Here is an 18,443-nt window from a genome sequence, read left to right as displayed (position 1 = left end):
TCTTTTTGCCAACCGTGAACCGTCAAATCAACTAAGGATTGTAATGAAGGCGATCATCAACGTTGGCCTTGTTGGCTATGGCTTCGCAAGCAAAACCTTCCATGCCCCGCTGATTCAAGCGACTGAAGGGCTGGATCTAGTGGCGGTTTCCTCAAGCGATGCGGACAAGGTGAAGGCGAATCTGCCCAATGTGGAAATAGAAAGCCAAGCGCTGGCGCTATGTAAGCGACCAGACCTTGATCTAGTTGTGATTCCCACCCCAAACGATACCCACTTCCCCTTAGCTAAAGCGGCACTCTTAGCGGGTAAGCATGTCGTGGTCGATAAGCCATTCACCGTGACACTCTCAGAGGCAAAACAGTTAAAAGCCCTAGCGGTGGATAAAGAGAGGCTGATATCGGTCTTTCACAACCGCCGCTGGGATAGCGACTTTCTGACCATTCAGGCGCTGCTAAAGGAAGGCACGCTGGGGCGTATGATAGGGTTTGAGTCGCGCTTTGATCGCTTTCGCCCTGAAGTACGCGACCGCTGGCGTGAAAAAGCCACGCCAGGTGGCGGTATTTGGTACGACCTAGGCCCGCACCTGTTAGATCAGGCTTGCGAGCTATTTGGGATGCCTAGCGCCATTTTACTGGAGTTAGCCATGCGACGTGACGGTGCCAAAGCGGATGACGATTTCCTCGCTTTGCTGGAGTACGACGGCTTTCGGGTTAGCTTAAGTGCCGGTACGCTAGTAGCCGAGCCGACGCCGCGTTTTCGCATCCACGGCACCAAAGGTAGCTACACCAAATATGGTCTTGACCCCCAAGAAGAGCGCTTAAAGGGTGGCGAAATACCTACCCCGCACTGGGGAGTGGATGCTCCTGGTGCATTGGTGCTCAACGAAGATGAAAGCGAGTCCGTGTCTATTCAGCATCGCGAGCACCCCACGCTGCCGGGGAACTACCTTGCTTACTATCAAGGGGTTGCGGCCGCCTTACGTGATAGCGCTCCGCTGCCGGTAAATATCGACGATGCCCTGCGTACTATGATGCTTCTGGAGGCGGGCCTGGATAGCCATCGGCAGCGGCGTTGGATAGCGCTCAAGCACCATTTGTAAAAAAACGTTTGTAAAAAAAGCGTTTGTGAAAAGCTCAGGGTGGCCGATGGCGCCCTTGTTTTAATCCCTTTCCGCCTCAGAGTAAATCCATCGCGCTGTCACGCTTCTCTTCGCGCAGTTTGTCTCTAGCGATGTACAGTGCAGCGATGGCACGGGCCTCGTGGAAATCCTCCCGGAGCAGCAGCGCGGGTAACTCTTCAAGGGCGTGGGTTTCGACAATTAGTGGCTCGGGTTCATCCCCCGGTAGTCGTTTAGGGTATAAGTCAGTGGCGAGCAGTACCTGCATGCGGTGACGCATATAATTAGGCGCTAAGGAAAGCTCTACCAACGGTTCAATGCAGTGGGCACCGAATCCGCACTCCTCCATAAGTTCGCGGTTGGCCGCGGTGACGATATCTTCGCCAGGGTCTACCAATCCTTTAGGTAGCGTTAGTACATAATCTTCAAACCCGGCGGCGTATTCACGAATAAGCAGCACGTGCTCTGGGTCGGGCATGGCAATAATCATAACAGCGCCACGGTCAGCGCCGGTCAAGCGTTCAAACTGGCGCTCTTCACCATTTGAGAAGCGTAAGTCTAGAGATTCAATATGAAATAAACGGCTTCTTGCCACGCTCTGGCGGGCCAAAATCTGTGGCTTGCGCGGGTAGCCGGTTAGGGTCTCGCCTGACGATTGATCGCTATTAGACATCGTGCCTCCGTGGCTGCAAAAAACGGGTTACGCTACAATAGCACGCTTACTCTTTAAGACTGGAGCGGCAATGATTGATTGGCGCGGGATCGATACCGTCCTACTCGATATGGACGGCACCCTGCTGGATCTGCATTTCGACAGCCATTTTTGGCTGGAGCATTTGCCCCGGCGCTATGTGGAGCTTCACCAGCTTGATATCGCCAGCCAAGAAGAGCTGCGGGCACGCATTATTGGTGAGCAGGGCACGCTCAATTGGTACAGCCTAGCGTATTGGAGTCGTGAACTAGGGGTAGATATTGTAGCGTTAAAGCAGGAAGTGCAGCATTTGATTGGCCTGCGCAGTGACGCGTTAGACTTTCTAAAATGGCTAAAGAACGCCCATCCACGCGTGGTGCTTGCCACCAACGCTGACCGTGCTAGCTTAGCCTTAAAGTTACCGCTCACAGGGTTGGAAAACTACTTAGATGCCATCATCTCCTCAGAAGATGTTGGGGCTGCCAAAGAAGAGCAGGCCTTTTGGTTTGCCCTTCAAGAGCGGGAGCCTTTTAACCCGTCGCGTACACTGTTTATCGATGACAATGCGAGCGTACTGGAAAGTGCCCGCGAGTTTGGTATTAAGCACCTGTTAGGTATCAAGCAGCCCGATAGCCGGCGGCCTGAAAAAGAACTACAGGAATTTATCGCCCTAGACCGGTTTGCCCAGCTACTGCCAAATAATTTGCCGGGGTAGGGTTCATAAACCTTTGGAGAGCGTTAATGAGTGATAGCGTTCGCTTGGATAAGTGGCTGTGGGCCGCCCGTTTTTTTAAAACCCGCGCCTTGGCTAAAAAAGCGATTGAAGGCGGTAAGGTGCATTATGACGGCGCACGGGTGAAAACCAGTAAAGCCGTAGAACTAGGTGCTTTAATACGCGTGCCGCAAGGGTGGGATATCTATGAGGTGGAAGTGACTTCGCTGTCCGACCAGCGTCGTGGTGCCCCCGAGGCGCGCAAGCTCTATGCAGAAACCGAAGAGAGTTCTCAGCGCCGGGCTAAAGAAGCCGAAGCGCGACGCCTAACCAACGAAGCTATGCAGCACCCTCTTAAGCGCCCTGATAAAAAGCAGCGTCGTGATATTCAACGCTTTCAGCGTCACGGGAGTGACTGAGAGGTTCAGCCAATACGCTGATTTCCTCAGGCACTTTTATTCTTTTTCCCTTTCATACGGTTTTTTATGTCTGATCAAATCCAGCGTTTCCTGTTTGACCAAACCAACGTGCGCGGCGAAATTGTTACGCTTGCCGAAGCCTATCAAGAGGTGCTTGACCGCCACGCTTACCCTGCCGCTGTTAATGAGCTACTTGGCGAGCTGTTGGCTGCCGTGGCGCTGTTAACCGATACCATTAAACTAGATGGCACGCTAAGCATTGAAGTCCGCGGACAAGGGGCGTTGGCACTGTTAATGGCAGAGTCTAACCCTGGTGGTGAACTGCGCGCCATTGCTCGTATTGGAGAAGATGCAGCGCTGCCGAGTGAGTACGCAAGCTTCCGTGAGCTGGTGGGTGAAGGCCAAATTGTGATTACCCTCGACCCACGAGAAGGGCATCGCTACCAGGGCATTGTCGCGTTAGACCACAGTACTCTGGGCGGCTGTCTTGAGGCTTACTTTGGTCAGTCGGAGCAGCTGCCGACGCGGTTATGGCTTGCGGCGGACGGCAAGCGGGCTGGGGGGCTGTTACTGCAGCGCTTGCCCGATGCTTCGCAGAATCAGGACGTGGATGCTTGGGAGCGCAGTGTTGTGTTGGCTGACACGATTAAGTCCGATGAGCTGCTTGGCCTTGAGCAGCGTGAAGTGCTTTATCGGCTATATCATGAAGAGACCGCACGGGTCTTCGAGCCTAAAGCGCTACGCTTTGGGTGCACCTGCTCTCGAGAGCGGATGAGCCACGCGCTTTACACCTTAGGACAAGAAGAGTTGCTTGATATTTTGCGCGAGCAGGGCGTCATTGATACCCAATGCCACTTTTGCCATACGAAATATCACTACACGGCAGCGGATATTGAAATTTTGTTAGATGACCCAGGTGCGTCCCCTCCGGTGATTCACTAGTTATGTAGTCGCCCTGGTAGATAGGTGTGCAAAAGATGTTTAACTGCCATGCTAGGCACAGCAATGGATATAGCAAGCCTGCTAAACGGTTGTTTGAATAAATATTGCGGTGCAGCACAAAATAGTACACAAATGTAGTAGTTTAACTACAAGACATTTGCTCAAAACCCCCGTTTCCCGGGGGCTTTCTTTTTGTCATAATGCGCCGGACTTAAGCGCGTCCAGCCCCCTTTATCGTGGCTGGGCTGACCATTTAAGGCGTCGGTGACGCCCGGTAAACGAGAGAAACGGCCTTAAGGCCCAGGAATCGACATGACCACGACTCAAGCCGCTCCCCAAGCCCACGTCAATCTCAGCAGCGCCGAACTGATCGAGCGCGCCGTGGCCCGTGGTGAAGGCCGCCTGTCGGCTAACGGTGCCCTGGTGGTTAACACCGGCCTACGCACAGGGCGTTCACCGAAAGACCGCTTTATCGTCGATGAACCTTCTACCCGCGACAGCATTGACTGGGGTAGCGTTAACCGTCCGTTCGACGCTGAAAAATTCTCAACGCTGTGGGCACGCGTAGAAGACTACCTGGGTAGCCGTGAGCATTTCGTTGCTGAACTACACGTAGGTAGTGACTCGACTCACTATCTGCCAGTGCGTGTTTCCACTGAGACCGCTTGGCAAAACCTGTTTGGTCGCACCATGTTTGTGCGTCCTCAGGCCTACAACCAAGCGGCCAAAGATGAGTGGACAATTCTTAACGCAGCCGGTTTTGAGTGTGACCCTAGCCGTGATGGTACTAACTCAGACGGCTGCGTAATTATCAATTTTGCCGAGCGCAAAGTGCTAATTGCCGGTATGCGTTACGCCGGCGAAATGAAAAAAGCCATGTTCTCGGTGCAGAACTTCCTGCTGCCTGCTGCTGACGTGCTGCCGATGCACTGCTCTGCCAACGTTGGGGAAGATGGCGAAACCTGCCTGTTCTTCGGCCTTTCTGGTACGGGCAAAACGACGCTTTCTGCCGACCAGGCTCGCTACTTGATTGGTGACGACGAGCACGCTTGGGGCGACGGTATCGTCTTTAATATGGAAGGCGGTTGCTACGCTAAGTGTATCGACCTTTCCGAGAAGAACGAGCCGGTTATTTGGAATGCTATTAAGTTCGGCACCGTACTGGAAAACGTTGTACTCAACGACCGCCGTGAGCCGGCTTACGCTGACGACAGCCTGACCCAGAACTCCCGTGCCGCCTACCCGCTGGAGCACGTTGAAAAACGCGTACCGGAAAACCTGGCCGGCGAGCCGAACGCAATTGTCTTCCTAACGTGCGATATGTCGGGCGTGCTGCCACCGGTATCGATTCTTTCCAAAGAAGCGGCCGCGTACCACTTCCTTTCGGGCTATACCGCGAAGGTCGGTTCTACTGAAATGGGCTCTTCTGAGGGCTTAGCTGCCACATTCTCGACCTGCTTTGGTGCGCCTTTCTTCCCACGTCCTGCGCGTGAATACGCTGATCTTTTGATCAAGCGCGTTGAAAAGAAAGATGCTCAGGTCTATTTGGTTAATACCGGCTGGACTGGCGGTGCTTACGGAGAGGGCGGCTCACGCTTCTCGATTCCGACTACCCGCGCGATTATCAGCGCGATTCAGTCGGGTATCCTGCGCGATGTGGAAACCAAACACATTGATGGTTTGAACCTGCAGGTACCGGTTGCCGTGCCGGGCGTAGACTCTAGTCTGCTCGACCCTCGTGAAACTTGGGCCGACCGTGATGCGTATGATCGCCACCTGCGCGATTTGGCAACCAAATTCGTCGATAACTTCAAGAAATTTGAGGGCGTTAACGATGCGATTCTGAAAGCTGGCCCGCAGCTGACCTAAGGTTTGCATAAATATTTGGCTTGTCGAACGTTTGGATAACTAAGCGGTCGTAGAAGGGGCAGTGCTGAGGCACTGCCCCTTTTTTGTGGTCTATTCATTTCATGTCTTCGATGGGAGCTGCGCTTATGAAACGGCGTCAATTTTTAGGTTTGGCTGGCCTAACCGGATTAGCGGGTGCACTTCCAGGTGTATCGTATGGTTTTCCACGTTTGAATCTTGAGGCAGCCCCCGGTATTGAAAAACTGACACTGAGTGAAGAGGCGTGGCGAGAGCGTCTTTCCGACGATGCCTTTTATGTGCTTCGTAAAGAGGGCACTGAGCCCTCTTTCTCTAGTCCATTAGATAGCGAAGTGAGGGATGGGGAGTACCGCTGCGCTGGGTGTGATTTGCTGCTTTTTACCAGTGCCATGAAATATGATTCAGGCACGGGTTGGCCAAGCTTTTACACCCATATAGAAGGTCATCTTCTCTCTAAATTAGATTTCAAGATGATATGGCCCAGAACCGAATATCACTGCGCCCGCTGCGAAGGTCATCAGGGGCACGTGTTTAACGACGGGCCAGAGCCTACAGGCCTACGCTGGTGTAACAACGGCGTAGCCCTGCGTTTTGTGCCTACTTAAAGGCTTGTTGCTTGCTTTAAAGTAGCGTCACTCGTGGCCAACCCATGCCGCCGCTGTGGGTTTGTGATACCTTGTTGGCACTTAAAAATGCTGCATGAGTTAGTTGCAATTTATGGATGTCAATCAGCGTATTATTTCCCGCCTAGCGACTGAGCTAAGCGTACGTCTCGAGCAAGTATCCGCCACGGTCGCACTTTTAGATGGCGGCGCTACCGTGCCTTTCATTGCCCGCTACCGTAAAGAAGTCACCGGCGCATTAGACGATATCCAGCTTCGCCAACTCGATGAGCGTCTGCGCTATCTGCGCGAGCTTGAAGAGCGCCGCACGGCGGTACTCTCTGCCATTGATGAGCAGGGCAAGCTTGATGCCACGCTAAAAGCCAGCATTGACGCTGCTGAGACCAAACAGCGCCTTGAAGATCTATACCTACCGTTTAAGAAAAAGCGCCGCACCAAAGCGCAAATTGCTCGCGAAGCAGGCCTTGAGCCGTTGGCGGATGCGCTACTTGCTAACCCATCCCTTAATCCAGAAAGCGAAGCAACCCACTATCTGCGTCCCGCAGAGGGCGATATCCCCGCCATTGAGGATGCTAAAGCCGCGTTAGATGGTGCTAAACAGATTTTGATGGAGCGCTTTGCAGAAGACCCCGAGTTGATTGGTCAACTGCGCGAGCGCCTCTGGCAAGAGGGCGAGCTAAGTGCCCGCGTGTTAGATGGCAAGCAGCAGGAAGGTGCCAAGTTCGCCGACTATTTCGAGCACGATGAAAAAATCGCCAAAGCGCCATCTCATCGCGCCTTGGCGATGTTCCGAGCGCGTAATGAAGGAGTGCTCAGCCTGTCGATACGTCTTCCCGGCGAAGAGGAAGCCCCGATACACCCTGCCCAGGTCGCCATTGCCAAACAGTTTGGTATTAGTGATCAAAGCCGCCCAGCGGATAAATGGTTAGCTGAAGTAGTGCGCTGGACCTGGCGAGTGAAGCTCTATACGGCGCTTGAGACCGAGCTGTTAGGGCGTCTGCGGGAACAGGCTGAGCTAACAGCGATTGAAGTATTTGCAGCTAACTTAAAAGACTTGCTGTTGGCAGCGCCAGCAGGTCAAAAAGTGACGCTTGCCATTGATCCAGGGTTAAGAACTGGTTGTAAGGTAGCGGTGGTTGATGCGACGGGGCAGTTCGTTGATCAAGCCACTATTTATCCCCATGCGCCGCAAAACCGCTGGGATGAGTCGCTGGGTGTCTTGGCGAAGCTTGTTAAGCAGCACGATGTTCAGTTGATTGCCGTGGGTAACGGCACCGCAAGCCGCGAAACCGATAAGCTGGCGGGTGAGCTACTGAAAGCATTAGCGCCGGCATATCGTTTGAGCAAAGTGATGGTGTCTGAAGCGGGTGCTTCGGTTTACTCTGCGTCTGAATATGCCTCCCGTGAGTTGCCGGATCTTGATGTGACCGTTCGGGGCGCTGTCTCTATTGCCCGCCGTTTGCAAGATCCACTCGCAGAGCTGGTTAAAATTGAGCCTAAATCCATTGGTGTAGGCCAATATCAACATGATGTTTCCCAGGTGCAGCTGTCACGTAGCCTGGAAGTTGTCATAGAAGACTGTGTTAACGCGGTTGGTGTGGATCTCAACACTGCGTCTAGCGCACTGCTTTCTCGCGTGGCAGGCCTGAGCGCGGCGATTGCCGAGAATATCGTGGCCCAGCGCAATGACCAAGGCGCGTTCAAAAGCCGTAAAGAGCTGTTAGAGGTTAGCCGCCTGGGGCCAAAAACCTTTGAGCAGTGTGCCGGCTTCTTGCGCATCAGCAATGCTGAAAACCCATTGGATGCCAGCGCTGTTCACCCCGAGGCTTATACCCTGGTGGAGCGCATTGCCAAGCAGAATCGTCGGGATGTAAAGGGCTTGATTGGTGACAGCGCTACCTTAAAAGCGCTTAAGCCCGCTGATTTTGCCGACGAGCGTTTTGGCGTGCCCACGGTGAGCGATATTCTAAAAGAGCTGGATAAGCCGGGGCGCGACCCGCGCCCTGAGTTTAAAGCCGCTGAGTTCCGCGAAGGCGTTGAAACTCTGAAAGACTTAAAACTGGGAATGGTGTTGGAAGGCACTGTGACCAACGTGACTCACTTTGGCGCCTTTGTGGATGTGGGCGTTCACCAAGACGGACTCGTACACATTTCAGCGCTTTCTGACCGCTTTATCGACGATCCGCGCAGCGTGGTTAAGGCGGGCGATATTGTCAGCGTCAAAGTAATGAGCGTGGATATTTCCCGCAAGCGGGTAGGGCTTTCCATGCGCTTGGACGATGAACCAGAACAGCAAGCCCAAGCTACGGCCAGCGGCACGGTTAACCACGAACCACGCAAACCACCGCGCAGTAGTCGACAGGGTAACCAGCAACAGGGCAGCCAGCCCAAGCCAAATGAGGCCCCCGCGGCCATGGGAGCATTAGGCGCAGCGCTGCTTAAAGCAAAGCAGGGCAAATAGTCGCGTGTCTTGAAAAAAACAGGATTGCCGCCATATCCTGCTTTCTGTTCTCGCTAGAAAGCATGAAAAACGACCATGGCAATGCCAGCTGATTTCACCAAGGCCTGCTTATGGCGGGCCTTACTGACAAGGAGTGTTCACCTTGCCTGAACCTCTCACTGTGCCATCTTCGCTAACTGCTCAGGTTGAGCGCTTGCTGCCTAGCGCTCGGCTAGGGCGGTTAGGTCGCCTGCGTCGCGGGCTGGAAAAAGAAGGGCTGCGGGTTGATGCCAATGGTCATATTGCCCAAACGCCGCATCCCCAGGCGTTAGGCTCTAAATTAACGCATCCGCATATCACTACCGACTACTCAGAAGCACTGCTTGAGTACATAACGCCGGTTTACTCAGAGCCACGTGAAGCATTGGCGTTCTTATCAGACCTGCATACCTTTACTTATCATCACCTAGACAATGAGTGGATATGGCCCGGCAGTATGCCTTCGCGGCTGTCGGGCAATGAAAGCGTGCCGATAGCTGACTATGGCAGCTCTAATGTTGGCACCATGAAGCATGTCTATCGAAAAGGGTTGGATGTGCGCTACGGGCGCATAATGCAGGCAATTGCAGGTGTGCATTACAACGTCTCGCTGCCAGAAGATATGTGGCACGCTCTGCGTGAGATGGAAAAAGCCACGAACATTCCCTTTAACGATTATCGCTCCACCCGTTATTTCGGCATGATTCGGCATTTTCGGCGTCATAGCTGGCTGCTGCTCTATCTGTTTGGTGCCTCACCGGCCATTGATAAGAGCTTTTTACCTGAAGGTAAAGTGCCTGAAAAGCTACAGTCACTCAGCGACGATACCTACTTTGCGCCGTATGCGACGACCCTGCGGATGTCGGATTTGGGCTACCAGAATAAAGTACAATCGCAGCTAAAAATTTGCTTTAACTCGCTGTCTAACTACGTTAACACGCTGCGTCATGCGATCTCTTCTCCGTGGCCTGACTATGAAAAGCTAGGCGTAAAAACCGGCGAAGAGTGGCATCAGCTAAACGCCAATATTCTGCAAATTGAGAACGAATATTACAGCGATATTCGTCCCAAACGGGTAGCCAAGCACAATGAAACGCCCAGTCAAGCGCTTGAAGCGCGTGGGGTTGAGTACATAGAAGTGCGCTGCCTGGATTTAAACCCTTTCGACCCGCTAGGCGTTACCGAAACGCAGATGCGTTTTGTCGACACTTTTTTGATGTGGTGCCTGCTGAGCGATAGCCCCTGGATCTCCGATGAGGAGTGCGACCGCCTGGATGACAACCGCCGTTTGGTGGTAGAGCGCGGCCGCGACCCGGCGCTAACGCTAATACATAACTGTGAAACCACCACCGTGCGAGCGTGGGGCGAACAGATATTTGCAGAACTAGGCGAAGTCGCACGCCTGCTGGATGCAGTGGAAGAGGGCACCCCTCATGCCGCCGCGCTAGAAGCGTTAGCGCCACGACTGAAGGATCCATCATTGACGCCGTCAGCGCAGATGCTGGCTCGTCTACAAGAGGGTAATGGTTCGCTGAGTGATGCGTTATTAAGCCTAGCGAAAGAGCAGGCGGATAAGCTTAAAGCAACGCCGATGCTGCGCTCCCGTGAGGCGCTGTTGGCACAGCTCATTGAAACCTCCCACCAGCAGCAGCGGGATATCGAAGCCGCTGATCAAGAAAGTTTTAGCGAGTTTCTAAGCAGCTATTTTGCCAAAGCGCGTGAGTCTCGTGCGCTTTCGGCTATCTCATCAGAGGATAGCCAATGAGCGCCGCTTCTATTCGCCCCGCTGCGCTAGTCGGTGTTGCATTCTGCGTTGTCATGATGGCGGTCGCCCTGGCCCTTGAGCATATTGCCGGGCTTGCCCCCTGCCCATTGTGTATTTTTCAGCGTGTAGCGGTGATAGCCGCTGGGCTAGTGTTGGCCGTCGCCGCGATACATAACCCCCGTGGTCGTATAGGTAAGAGCGTTTATGGCGCGCTTGGGGGAATCGCGGTAGGTGTCGGCGCGTTTATTGCCGGTCGTCACGTTTGGTTGCAGAGCCTGCCCGCTGACCAAGTCCCCTCATGCGGTCCTGGCCTGGACTACATGATGGATATCCTGCCTATGCAGGAAGTAGTCGCTATGGTGCTCACTGGTTCTGGAGAGTGCGCCGAAATTGACTTTATGCTGTTAGGCCTTTCGCTACCCGCGTGGACTTTGGTGGGCTTTTTAATCTTAGCTATCGCACCGCTGCGTATTTTGTGGGTGGCCATCAAGCGCTAGTTAAGCATTCATACGCGGCCAGCCTATAGATAGATTGGCCTTTAGTATCATGGAAACCGTACCTGCTGGGATTGACAGGGTTAGATGGAAAGGCGAGTCTAGCCTTATCAAAGGTGGTTATCTGCAAGGAGAAAACCCCATGCTCGAAGATTGCAAAAATGCCCTGGAGCGCTGGGGGGGCGTGCACAGTTTGATTGACCGTTGGCTGGATCAACGTCGCGCGCTTTTGGTTAGCTTTATCGAACTGAAAGACGCCTGCGATGCTGAATTGGAAGCGGTTAGCAAAGCGCGTGTTGATGTCTTCAGTGAGCTGTTAATGGATTATATCAGCGCCGGGCATTTTGAAATTTACCCTCAGCTAGCGGAAGAGGCCAAAGCGTTCAACGACGAAAGCGCTTTGCTAATTGCCTCGAAGCTGCTGGAGCGGCTAGAAATGTCTACTGCTATGGTGCTGGAGTTTGACGAAGACTTTGCGTCGCCGGTGCGTTGCCAGCAAAACTTGGCGCGCTTACCTGCCTGGATTGATCGACTGGCAAAAGGCCTTACCGAGCGCTTTGCGCTAGAAGACCAGTTAATTGCCCGTCTGCACGCAGCCCATAGCCCTAAGCAAGCAAAATCTCCCGCCTAAGCTTATCGAAGCAAATCAAAGCATCGTACGGCACGTTGTTGTGCGGTGCTTTTACCGCTCTATCTATGGCCGTTACTACTAATAGTCGGTTAGCCTCTTGCCTGCTTAAGGTTGCCATCTGTTTTGTTTTTATAAGTACAGGACTAGGCTTCTGGCCTAGCGATAGCGCGTGGCGGATGCATAGGTAGGGCGGTACAATCCCTGATCGGTGTTAAAGGATGAGCCTGGGTACTAGCCTGGGTAACTGCGAGTAGATAGATGGCTAATGTTGACGTTAATCAGTTGTTTAGCAAGCCTAAAGTTTTGATGATCGATAATTATGATAGCTTTACCTTCAATATCGTTCAGTACCTGAGTGAGCTTGGTGCGGAGGTAATGACCTACCGCAACGATGCGCTTACCCTTGAACAAATCGAGGCCATCGCGCCTACTCATTTGGTGATTTCACCGGGACCTTGTACGCCTAACGAAGCGGGTATTTCATTGGCAGCTATTACCCATTTTGCCGGTAAACTGCCTATTTTGGGTGTCTGCCTTGGGCACCAGGCGATTGGTCAGGTATACGGTGGTAAGGTAGTGCGTGCGCCAGAGGTTATGCATGGCAAAACGTCTGCCGTAGTGCATTGGGGGCAAGGCGTATTTAATGGGCTTGAAAACCCGCTTGAGGTAACTCGCTACCATTCGCTCGTTGTGGATGAAGTAAGCTTACCCGACTGTTTAGAGGTCACCGCCTTGACGGCAAGCGATGACGTAACGCCTGGGTTGATAATGGGTTTTCGCCATCGTAACTTGGATATTGAAGGGGTACAGTTTCATCCTGAGTCAATACTCACGCGCCAAGGTCATGCGTTATTGGCCAATTTTTTACAACGCGGCTGATCGCCAAATTCATACGCTTTAGAGGCTTTTCTGTTCATGCAAATGCGAGATGCAATTAACGCGGTGATGCGCCGCGAAGACCTCTCTTTCGATGCGATGCACGCGCTGATGCGCCAGATCATGACCGGCGAAGCCTCTGATGCGCAAATTGGTGGCCTGCTAGTGGGACTGGCCATGAAAGGCGAAAGCGCCGTGGAAATTAGCGCAGCCGCTCAGGTAATGCGCGAGCTAATGAAGCGGGTGACGCTTAGTACCGACAACGTGGTAGATATTGTGGGTACCGGTGGTGATGGCGCTAATCTGTTTAACGTCTCGACGGCAGCTAGCTTTGTGGCTGCTGCGGGTGGCGCTCATGTGGCTAAGCACGGTAACCGCAGCGTCTCTTCCTCCTCAGGTAGTGCAGATTTATTCGATATAGCCGGTATTTATCTTGACCTTAAACCGGAAGAGGTAACTCGCTGTATTGAGCAGGTGGGGGTTGGCTTTATGTTTGCTCCCAACCACCACCCCGCAATGCGTTACGCTATTGGCCCGCGCCGTGAAATGGGTGTGCGCACGCTATTTAACATTCTTGGCCCGCTGACTAACCCTGCCAGTGCACCAAACCAAGTGCTGGGGGTCTATGCTCCTGAGCTTGTGCCACTCATGGCTGAAGTGCTCAAAAAGCTTGGCAGCCGCCACGTAATGGTAGTGCATTCAGAAGATGGCCTAGATGAAATTTCCCTGGCGGCACCTACGCTGGTGGCGGAACTCAAAGAGGGCGACATTACCCAGTACACCATTACCCCGGAAGCGCTGGGTATTGAACGCCAAAGCTTAGCAACGCTGAAAGCGGCTAGCGCCGAAGACAGCCTGAGGCTGGTAAAAGCTGCGTTAAGTGGCGAAGGTGCGGCTGCGGATATGGTTGCCCTGAATGCGGGTGCGGCGCTTTACTGTGCGGGCGTTGCCGATAGCTTAAAAGAGGGCGTGATGGTAGCCCAGGATGCCCAAGCCTCCAAGCTGCCGCTTGAAAAGTTAAAAGAGCTTTCGCACTTCACCAGCGTTTTTAAAGGATAAATACTTCAATGAGCGACCAGGCAACACCGACAATTTTAACGCGTATTTTGGCCCGTAAAGACCAAGAGGTGGCTGAGCGCCGCCAAGCGGTCAGTGAAGCGGATTTGCTGGCGCTGGCTGAAAAGCAGAGCGCTCCCCGTGGCTTTATTGATGCGTTGAATGCCCGTATTGCTGCGGGTGATGCGGCGGTGATCGCCGAGGTAAAAAAAGCTTCGCCCTCTAAAGGGGTAATGCGCGAAGATTTTCACCCTGCGGATATTGCGCAAAGCTATGCCCAAGGAGGAGCTGCGTGTCTCTCGGTGCTGACCGATGCGGATTTTTTTCAAGGCCATGAAGATTACTTGATCGCCGCCCGTGACGCGTGCGAGCTGCCAGTGATTCGTAAAGACTTTATTACCTATGGTTACCAAGTAACCGAAGCCCGGGCCATTGGCGCAGACTGCATCTTGCTGATTGTCGCTGCCCTGGACGACTTTCAACTGCGCGATCTGCATCAGCAGGCTAACGCTTTAGGGATGGATGTATTGGTAGAAGTCCACGACGCCACTGAGCTAGAGCGCGCTTTGGCGCTGAACCTGAAGCTGGTGGGCATCAACAACCGCAACCTACACACCTTTGATACGAGCCTGAATACCACTCTTGACCTGTTGCCAAGCATTCCTGAAGGCGTCACGGTAATTACCGAGTCTGGTATCCATACCAGCGATGACGTAGAGCTAATGCGTGACCACGATGTAAACGGCTTTTTGGTCGGCGAAGCCTTTATGCGTGAAGAGAACCCTGGACTCGCGTTAAAAAGACTATTTTTTTAGAGCGCCTCTTAACTTCGCTTCTTGGTTAACTTTTAAGAGGTGTCAGTCTGATTGATGGCAAGAGCCTGCGTTCAAGTAGGTTTCTTAGCACGAAGGTAGACCGGCGTGCTAAGTAGAGCAGTGAAGCAAAACGTTCACTGCCTTTTTATATGTACTTAGGAGATCAATAGTAATGATTAAAGTACTTTTTACTAGCGCCGTGCTGGGTATGGGTATCGGTACTGCCTCCTTAGCAGGCGCCTATGAGGTAACGCATTTAGGCGGAGACATTACGGAAGAACAGGTGATCGAAGCGCAAAAAGCGTGGGGTGAAGCGCTGGTAAATATCTCAAACACCTATGAAAACGACGGCATTGAGGCCGCCAGTGAACTGGCCCAATTGGTTATTGATAGCGCTTATGGCTATGAGATGGGGCCGGTGCTATTTAAACCAACGTTAGCAGCCGCGCCGCAAACTTTCCGTACCACGCCCGAGGGCGCGCTGGCTTACTTTGTTGGGCATAGCGATGAATTCCCCAACGATAGCGGCTTCGCACTGAATGGCTGGCAGGAAGTGACCATTGATAACGCAGCTATCTTTATTAGCGGTGATACAGCGATGACTGTGGGCAATGTTTCTATCCTGGATAGCGATGGCAACACCACCACAGTAGATAAGAGCTGGGGCTATCAGCTAGACGATGAAGGCGAGCTGCGCATTGTGCTGCACCACTCCTCGCTGCCTTTCACGGAGTAACAGCTGGATAGTTGCTTAATCCGTGAAATAGAAAATGCAGTGTAATAAAAAAGGGGCTTACATCCGATGTAAGCCCCTTTCGTTCGCTTATAGCAAGCTTAACGGCTGTGCAGGCACCTAAGCAGCGCCTGAAGCGGATGCGGTAGGGTTTGCGCAGAGTAGCGTTTCACTTGGCTGCGGCAAGAGTAGCCTGTTGCTAGCAGCTTGCCCGTATTTTCCTCGGCCTCCACCTGGGGCTGCCAGGATTGGGCGTAAATGGTTTTTGACGTTGCCACATTGCGGGTTTCATGTCCGTACGTGCCGGACATACCGCAGCAGCCGGTATTGGCCAGTTCAAGTTTTAAGCCAAATGCTGCAAACACCTGCTGCCAGGCCTTGGGGCTGCCTGGGGCATTGGTTTTTTCAGTGCAGTGAGAAAGCAACTTATAGCCAGGATCAGCTAACGTCAGCTGACTCGGCGCTAACGTATTAATGCGGGTGGCCAGCCACTCTTGCAGCATCAGCACCTCGGGTACCTGCTCGGTACCTAAGGCTTTGACGTACTCCTGACGGTAGGCCAGTGTCATGGCGGGGTCGATCCCTACCATGGGCACCTCGAACTCTGCCAATGACCGCAACCGTTTGGCCTGTTTTTCTGCCGTGCGCTCGAAGGCGCCCAAAAAGCCCTGCACCTGCAGCGGTTTGCCATTGGCAGAAAACGGCATCACAAACACCCGTAGATTCAGCCGCGACAGTAGCTCTACCACGTCCATCACGAGTGTGGCTTCAAAGTGCGTCGTGAACGCGTCTTGAACGATAATCACGCTGTTGGCCCGCTGCTGCTCTGTGAGTAGCGCAAGCGACGTTGGTGTGGCTTCCGACACGCCCCAAGCCTTTAGCTGTTTCTTCACACTGGCACGGGAGAGCAACGGGGAGTCGCTAACCCCCAGGCCCTTGCTCATCAGCTTTTCCACCCAGCGCTGGCCAAGCAATGCGTTATACAGCGGCGCGATTTTGGCCAATGTGGGCAGCATAACCTCGGTGCCGCCGATCAGGTAATCCCGCAGTGGGCGTAAATAGCGGCCATGGTAGACCTCTAAAAACTGCGAGCGGAACTGCGGTACGTTGACCTTAATCGGGCACTGGCCCGCACAGGATTTACACGCCAAACAACCCGCCATGGCGTCATACACTTGGTGGGAGTAGTCGTGGTGTTGCTGTTTGCTAACGGTGTTCATGACACGTTTAGGGAAGCTTTTAACAAAGCCCCAGCTGCGCTCGGCCTTTTTCTTGCGCGACTCTTCCACCACATCGATACCCGCCTGGGACTGCAAGCGCAGCCACTCCCGAATCAGGCTGGCGCGGCCTTTAGGCGAATGCACACGGTCGCGGGTGGCCTTCCAGGAAGGGCACATGGGGTCGTCAACATCGTAGTTGTAACAGGCACCGTTGCCGTTGCAGTAGACCGCCGCGTCGTAAGCCTGCCACGCCCGCTCGTCAATCGTGCGATCAAGCTGACCGCGCATCGGTACGCCATCAACCGTTAACAAATCAGGGTCGCTGTCTTTAGCGATCAGTTCCTGGTGTTCAGCGGGAGATGCAATCTTGCCGGGGTTCAGCTGGTTATGCGGATCAAAGGCGGCTTTTACTCGCTGAAGGCTAGGGTACAGTTCACCAAAGAATTTGGGGCCGTATTCAGAGCGAACCCCTTTACCGTGCTCCCCCCACAAAAGTCCGCCGTACTTCTGGGTAAGGGCGGCTACTTCATCAGAAATTTCACGAATCAGCTTTTCCTGTGCGGGGTCTTTCATATCCAGCGCTGGGCGTACGTGCAGTACGCCCGCATCCACATGGCCAAACATCCCGTAGGAGAGCTTTCGGGCGTCCAAGGCAGCGCGAAACTCAGTGATAAAGTCCGCCAGGTGCTCTGGCGGCACGGCGGTATCTTCTACAAATGCAATCGGGCGTTTTTCGCCCTGCACGTTCCCCAGTAGCCCCACCGAGCGTTTACGCATGGCGTAGACTTTTTGGATCTGCGCTCGTCCTTCGGCCAGTGTGTAGCCTAAGCGCTCTACGGTAGGGTCTTGACTCAAATGTTCAGTGAACGCCCGCACACGCGCTGCAAGGGCGCTTTCATCGTCGTCATTAAACTCAATCAGGTTAATGCCGCGAATCGGCGTGCTGCCGGTGGCGGGGAAGAACTCAGCTACGCTATCCCATACAAAGTCCTGCATAGCCAGTTGTAGAACGGTGTCGTCGATGGTTTCGATTGAGGTGGGGCGTGCGCTGGCGCTCATTAAAGCTTTGGCATCGCGCAGTGCATCCATAAAGCTTGGGTAACGCACATTCACCAGCATAGAGTGCTTGGGAATTGGCAGCACGTTGAGTACTGCTTCATTCAAAAAGCCTAGCGAGCCTTCCGAGCCACACAGTAGGCTGTTTAAATTTAACTGACCTTCCGCTGCTCGCAGGTGAGCCAAGTCGTAGCCCGTTAAACAGCGGTTGAGCGGCGGGAATTTCGCCTTAATCAGCTCGCGCTGTTGGTCGATAATTGTGGCAGCAGTGGTATGCACGCGGCCGAGAATACCGTCCTGCTGGCACTCAGCCCGCTCTTCATCCGAGGTTAACGGGCGGCTGTGCAAGTGCTGACCACCCAGCAAAACTGTATCCAGCTCCAATACGTGATCGCGGGTTTTGCCGTACTCGCAGCTCCCCTGGCCGCTGGCATCGGTGGAGATCATTCCGCCAATGGTTGCACGGTTAGAGGTTGAAAGTTCCGGGGCAAAAAATAGCCCGTGGGGCTTGAGTGCGGCGTTGAGCTGGTCTTTCACCACGCCCGCTTGAACGCGTACTCGCCGGGCGTTCACGTCAATCTCTAAAATCTGGTTCATATGGCGGGAAACGTCCACCACAATGCCGTCCGTTAGTGATTGACCGTTGGTGCCGGTGCCGCCGCCCCGAGGTGTTAACACGATGTCGCGGTGGGGCAGCTCAGCAACCAACTTGGCTAGGCGCTCAAGATCTTCGGCATGCTTGGGGAACACCGCAGCTTGGGGCAGGCGCTGGTAAATCGAGTTATCCGTTGCCAGCACGGTGCGGTTGGCATAGTCGGGGGTAATCTCGCCTTCAAAGCCGCGTGCACGCAGGGCTTCAAGAAAACGCACGTAATGGCTGCTCAAGCGCTTAAAAGGAGCCGTGCGCGTATCCAAGGATGCAATCAT

16 protein-coding genes are annotated in these 18,443 nt (G+C 53.6%); 14 read left to right on the top strand and 2 right to left on the bottom strand.

The window, feature by feature from the left end:
• Window positions 1–43 precede the first annotated feature (43 nt).
• The gene (locus MOY_RS08525; RefSeq protein ID WP_009098683.1) at window positions 44–1,099 is read left to right on the top strand and encodes an oxidoreductase; all 1,056 of its coding nucleotides are present in this window, start codon (window positions 44–46) and stop codon (window positions 1,097–1,099) included.
• 76 nt (window positions 1,100–1,175) lie between these two features.
• Here MOY_RS08525 and nudE read toward each other — a convergent pair whose 3' ends face one another.
• Complete coding sequence (nudE, locus tag MOY_RS08520) at window positions 1,176–1,790, bottom strand: ADP compounds hydrolase NudE (RefSeq protein ID WP_009098682.1); 615 nt, start codon at window positions 1,788–1,790, stop codon at window positions 1,176–1,178.
• Window positions 1,791–1,860: 70 nt separating this feature from the next.
• Here nudE and yrfG point away from each other — a divergent pair, with 70 nt between their 5' ends.
• The 13 genes from yrfG (at window position 1,861) to MOY_RS08455 (ending at window position 15,243) form a co-directional block, all read left to right on the top strand.
• Entirely contained in the window at window positions 1,861–2,523 is a 663-nt protein-coding gene (gene yrfG, locus MOY_RS08515; RefSeq protein WP_009098681.1) for a GMP/IMP nucleotidase, read from the top strand.
• 26 nt (window positions 2,524–2,549) lie between these two features.
• Window positions 2,550–2,939: a ribosome-associated heat shock protein Hsp15 gene (hslR, locus tag MOY_RS08510; RefSeq protein WP_009098680.1), complete on the top strand. Its 390-nt coding sequence runs from the start codon at window positions 2,550–2,552 to the stop codon at window positions 2,937–2,939.
• A 66-nt stretch (window positions 2,940–3,005) separates the two neighbouring features.
• On the top strand, window positions 3,006–3,881 hold the full coding sequence (hslO, locus tag MOY_RS08505) for an Hsp33 family molecular chaperone HslO (protein ID WP_009098679.1): 876 nt from the start codon (window positions 3,006–3,008) through the stop codon (window positions 3,879–3,881).
• Between the two features lie 312 nt (window positions 3,882–4,193).
• Window positions 4,194–5,750, top strand: coding sequence for a phosphoenolpyruvate carboxykinase (locus tag MOY_RS08500; RefSeq protein WP_009098678.1), 1,557 nt, complete (start codon window positions 4,194–4,196; stop codon window positions 5,748–5,750).
• A gap of 125 nt (window positions 5,751–5,875) precedes the next feature.
• The gene (gene msrB / locus MOY_RS08495; RefSeq protein ID WP_009098676.1) at window positions 5,876–6,373 is read left to right on the top strand and encodes a peptide-methionine (R)-S-oxide reductase MsrB; all 498 of its coding nucleotides are present in this window, start codon (window positions 5,876–5,878) and stop codon (window positions 6,371–6,373) included.
• Window positions 6,374–6,485: 112 nt separating this feature from the next.
• Entirely contained in the window at window positions 6,486–8,852 is a 2,367-nt protein-coding gene (locus MOY_RS08490) for a Tex family protein (RefSeq protein ID WP_009098674.1), read from the top strand.
• 142 nt (window positions 8,853–8,994) lie between these two features.
• Entirely contained in the window at window positions 8,995–10,635 is a 1,641-nt protein-coding gene (gshA, locus tag MOY_RS08485) for a glutamate--cysteine ligase (protein WP_009098672.1), read from the top strand.
• Window positions 10,632–11,132, top strand: a complete 501-nt coding sequence (locus tag MOY_RS08480; protein WP_009098670.1) for a disulfide bond formation protein B — start codon at window positions 10,632–10,634, stop codon at window positions 11,130–11,132. Before gshA ends, MOY_RS08480 begins: the two co-directional genes overlap by 4 nt.
• 139 nt (window positions 11,133–11,271) lie before the next feature.
• Window positions 11,272–11,760, top strand: a complete 489-nt coding sequence (locus MOY_RS08475; RefSeq protein ID WP_009098668.1) for an Rsd/AlgQ family anti-sigma factor — start codon at window positions 11,272–11,274, stop codon at window positions 11,758–11,760.
• Between the two features lie 258 nt (window positions 11,761–12,018).
• Window positions 12,019–12,639 carry an anthranilate synthase component II gene (locus tag MOY_RS08470; RefSeq protein WP_009098666.1) on the top strand — a complete coding sequence of 207 codons (621 nt, stop codon included), beginning with the start codon at window positions 12,019–12,021 and terminating at the stop codon, window positions 12,637–12,639.
• A 36-nt stretch (window positions 12,640–12,675) separates the two neighbouring features.
• Window positions 12,676–13,695 carry an anthranilate phosphoribosyltransferase gene (gene trpD, locus MOY_RS08465; protein WP_009098665.1) on the top strand — a complete coding sequence of 340 codons (1,020 nt, stop codon included), beginning with the start codon at window positions 12,676–12,678 and terminating at the stop codon, window positions 13,693–13,695.
• Window positions 13,696–13,703: 8 nt separating this feature from the next.
• A complete protein-coding gene (gene trpC / locus MOY_RS08460) occupies window positions 13,704–14,507 on the top strand; it encodes an indole-3-glycerol phosphate synthase TrpC (RefSeq protein WP_009098664.1) in 804 nt (267 codons plus the stop codon).
• Window positions 14,508–14,679: 172 nt separating this feature from the next.
• Window positions 14,680–15,243: a hypothetical protein gene (locus tag MOY_RS08455; protein ID WP_009098663.1), complete on the top strand. Its 564-nt coding sequence runs from the start codon at window positions 14,680–14,682 to the stop codon at window positions 15,241–15,243.
• Between the two features lie 98 nt (window positions 15,244–15,341).
• On the opposite strand, the gene ydiJ is transcribed toward MOY_RS08455, so the two are convergent.
• Window positions 15,342–18,443 (bottom strand): D-2-hydroxyglutarate dehydrogenase YdiJ, encoded by a 3,102-nt coding sequence (gene ydiJ, locus MOY_RS08450; protein ID WP_009098662.1) that lies wholly within the window; start codon window positions 18,441–18,443, stop codon window positions 15,342–15,344.

The organism is Halomonas sp. GFAJ-1 (genome assembly GCF_000236625.2).
Classification (GTDB): domain Bacteria; phylum Pseudomonadota; class Gammaproteobacteria; order Pseudomonadales; family Halomonadaceae; genus Vreelandella.
The sequence above is the reverse complement of the archived record's forward strand: the minus strand, read 5'-3'. Positions and strand labels throughout refer to the sequence as shown.

Coding starts and splice junctions, on each gene's coding strand:
- MOY_RS08525 (WP_009098683.1), top strand. CDS start 44: ATGAAGGCGATCATCAACGTTGGCCTTGTTGGCTATGGCTTCGCAAGC.
- nudE (WP_009098682.1), bottom strand. CDS start 1,790: ATGTCTAATAGCGATCAATCGTCAGGCGAGACCCTAACCGGCTACCCG.
- yrfG (WP_009098681.1), top strand. CDS start 1,861: ATGATTGATTGGCGCGGGATCGATACCGTCCTACTCGATATGGACGGC.
- hslR (WP_009098680.1), top strand. CDS start 2,550: ATGAGTGATAGCGTTCGCTTGGATAAGTGGCTGTGGGCCGCCCGTTTT.
- hslO (WP_009098679.1), top strand. CDS start 3,006: ATGTCTGATCAAATCCAGCGTTTCCTGTTTGACCAAACCAACGTGCGC.
- MOY_RS08500 (WP_009098678.1), top strand. CDS start 4,194: ATGACCACGACTCAAGCCGCTCCCCAAGCCCACGTCAATCTCAGCAGC.
- msrB (WP_009098676.1), top strand. CDS start 5,876: ATGAAACGGCGTCAATTTTTAGGTTTGGCTGGCCTAACCGGATTAGCG.
- MOY_RS08490 (WP_009098674.1), top strand. CDS start 6,486: ATGGATGTCAATCAGCGTATTATTTCCCGCCTAGCGACTGAGCTAAGC.
- MOY_RS08480 (WP_009098670.1), top strand. CDS start 10,632: ATGAGCGCCGCTTCTATTCGCCCCGCTGCGCTAGTCGGTGTTGCATTC.
- MOY_RS08475 (WP_009098668.1), top strand. CDS start 11,272: ATGCTCGAAGATTGCAAAAATGCCCTGGAGCGCTGGGGGGGCGTGCAC.
- MOY_RS08470 (WP_009098666.1), top strand. CDS start 12,019: ATGGCTAATGTTGACGTTAATCAGTTGTTTAGCAAGCCTAAAGTTTTG.
- trpD (WP_009098665.1), top strand. CDS start 12,676: ATGCAAATGCGAGATGCAATTAACGCGGTGATGCGCCGCGAAGACCTC.
- trpC (WP_009098664.1), top strand. CDS start 13,704: ATGAGCGACCAGGCAACACCGACAATTTTAACGCGTATTTTGGCCCGT.
- MOY_RS08455 (WP_009098663.1), top strand. CDS start 14,680: ATGATTAAAGTACTTTTTACTAGCGCCGTGCTGGGTATGGGTATCGGT.
- ydiJ (WP_009098662.1), bottom strand. CDS start 18,443: ATGATTGCATCCTTGGATACGCGCACGGCTCCTTTTAAGCGCTTGAGC.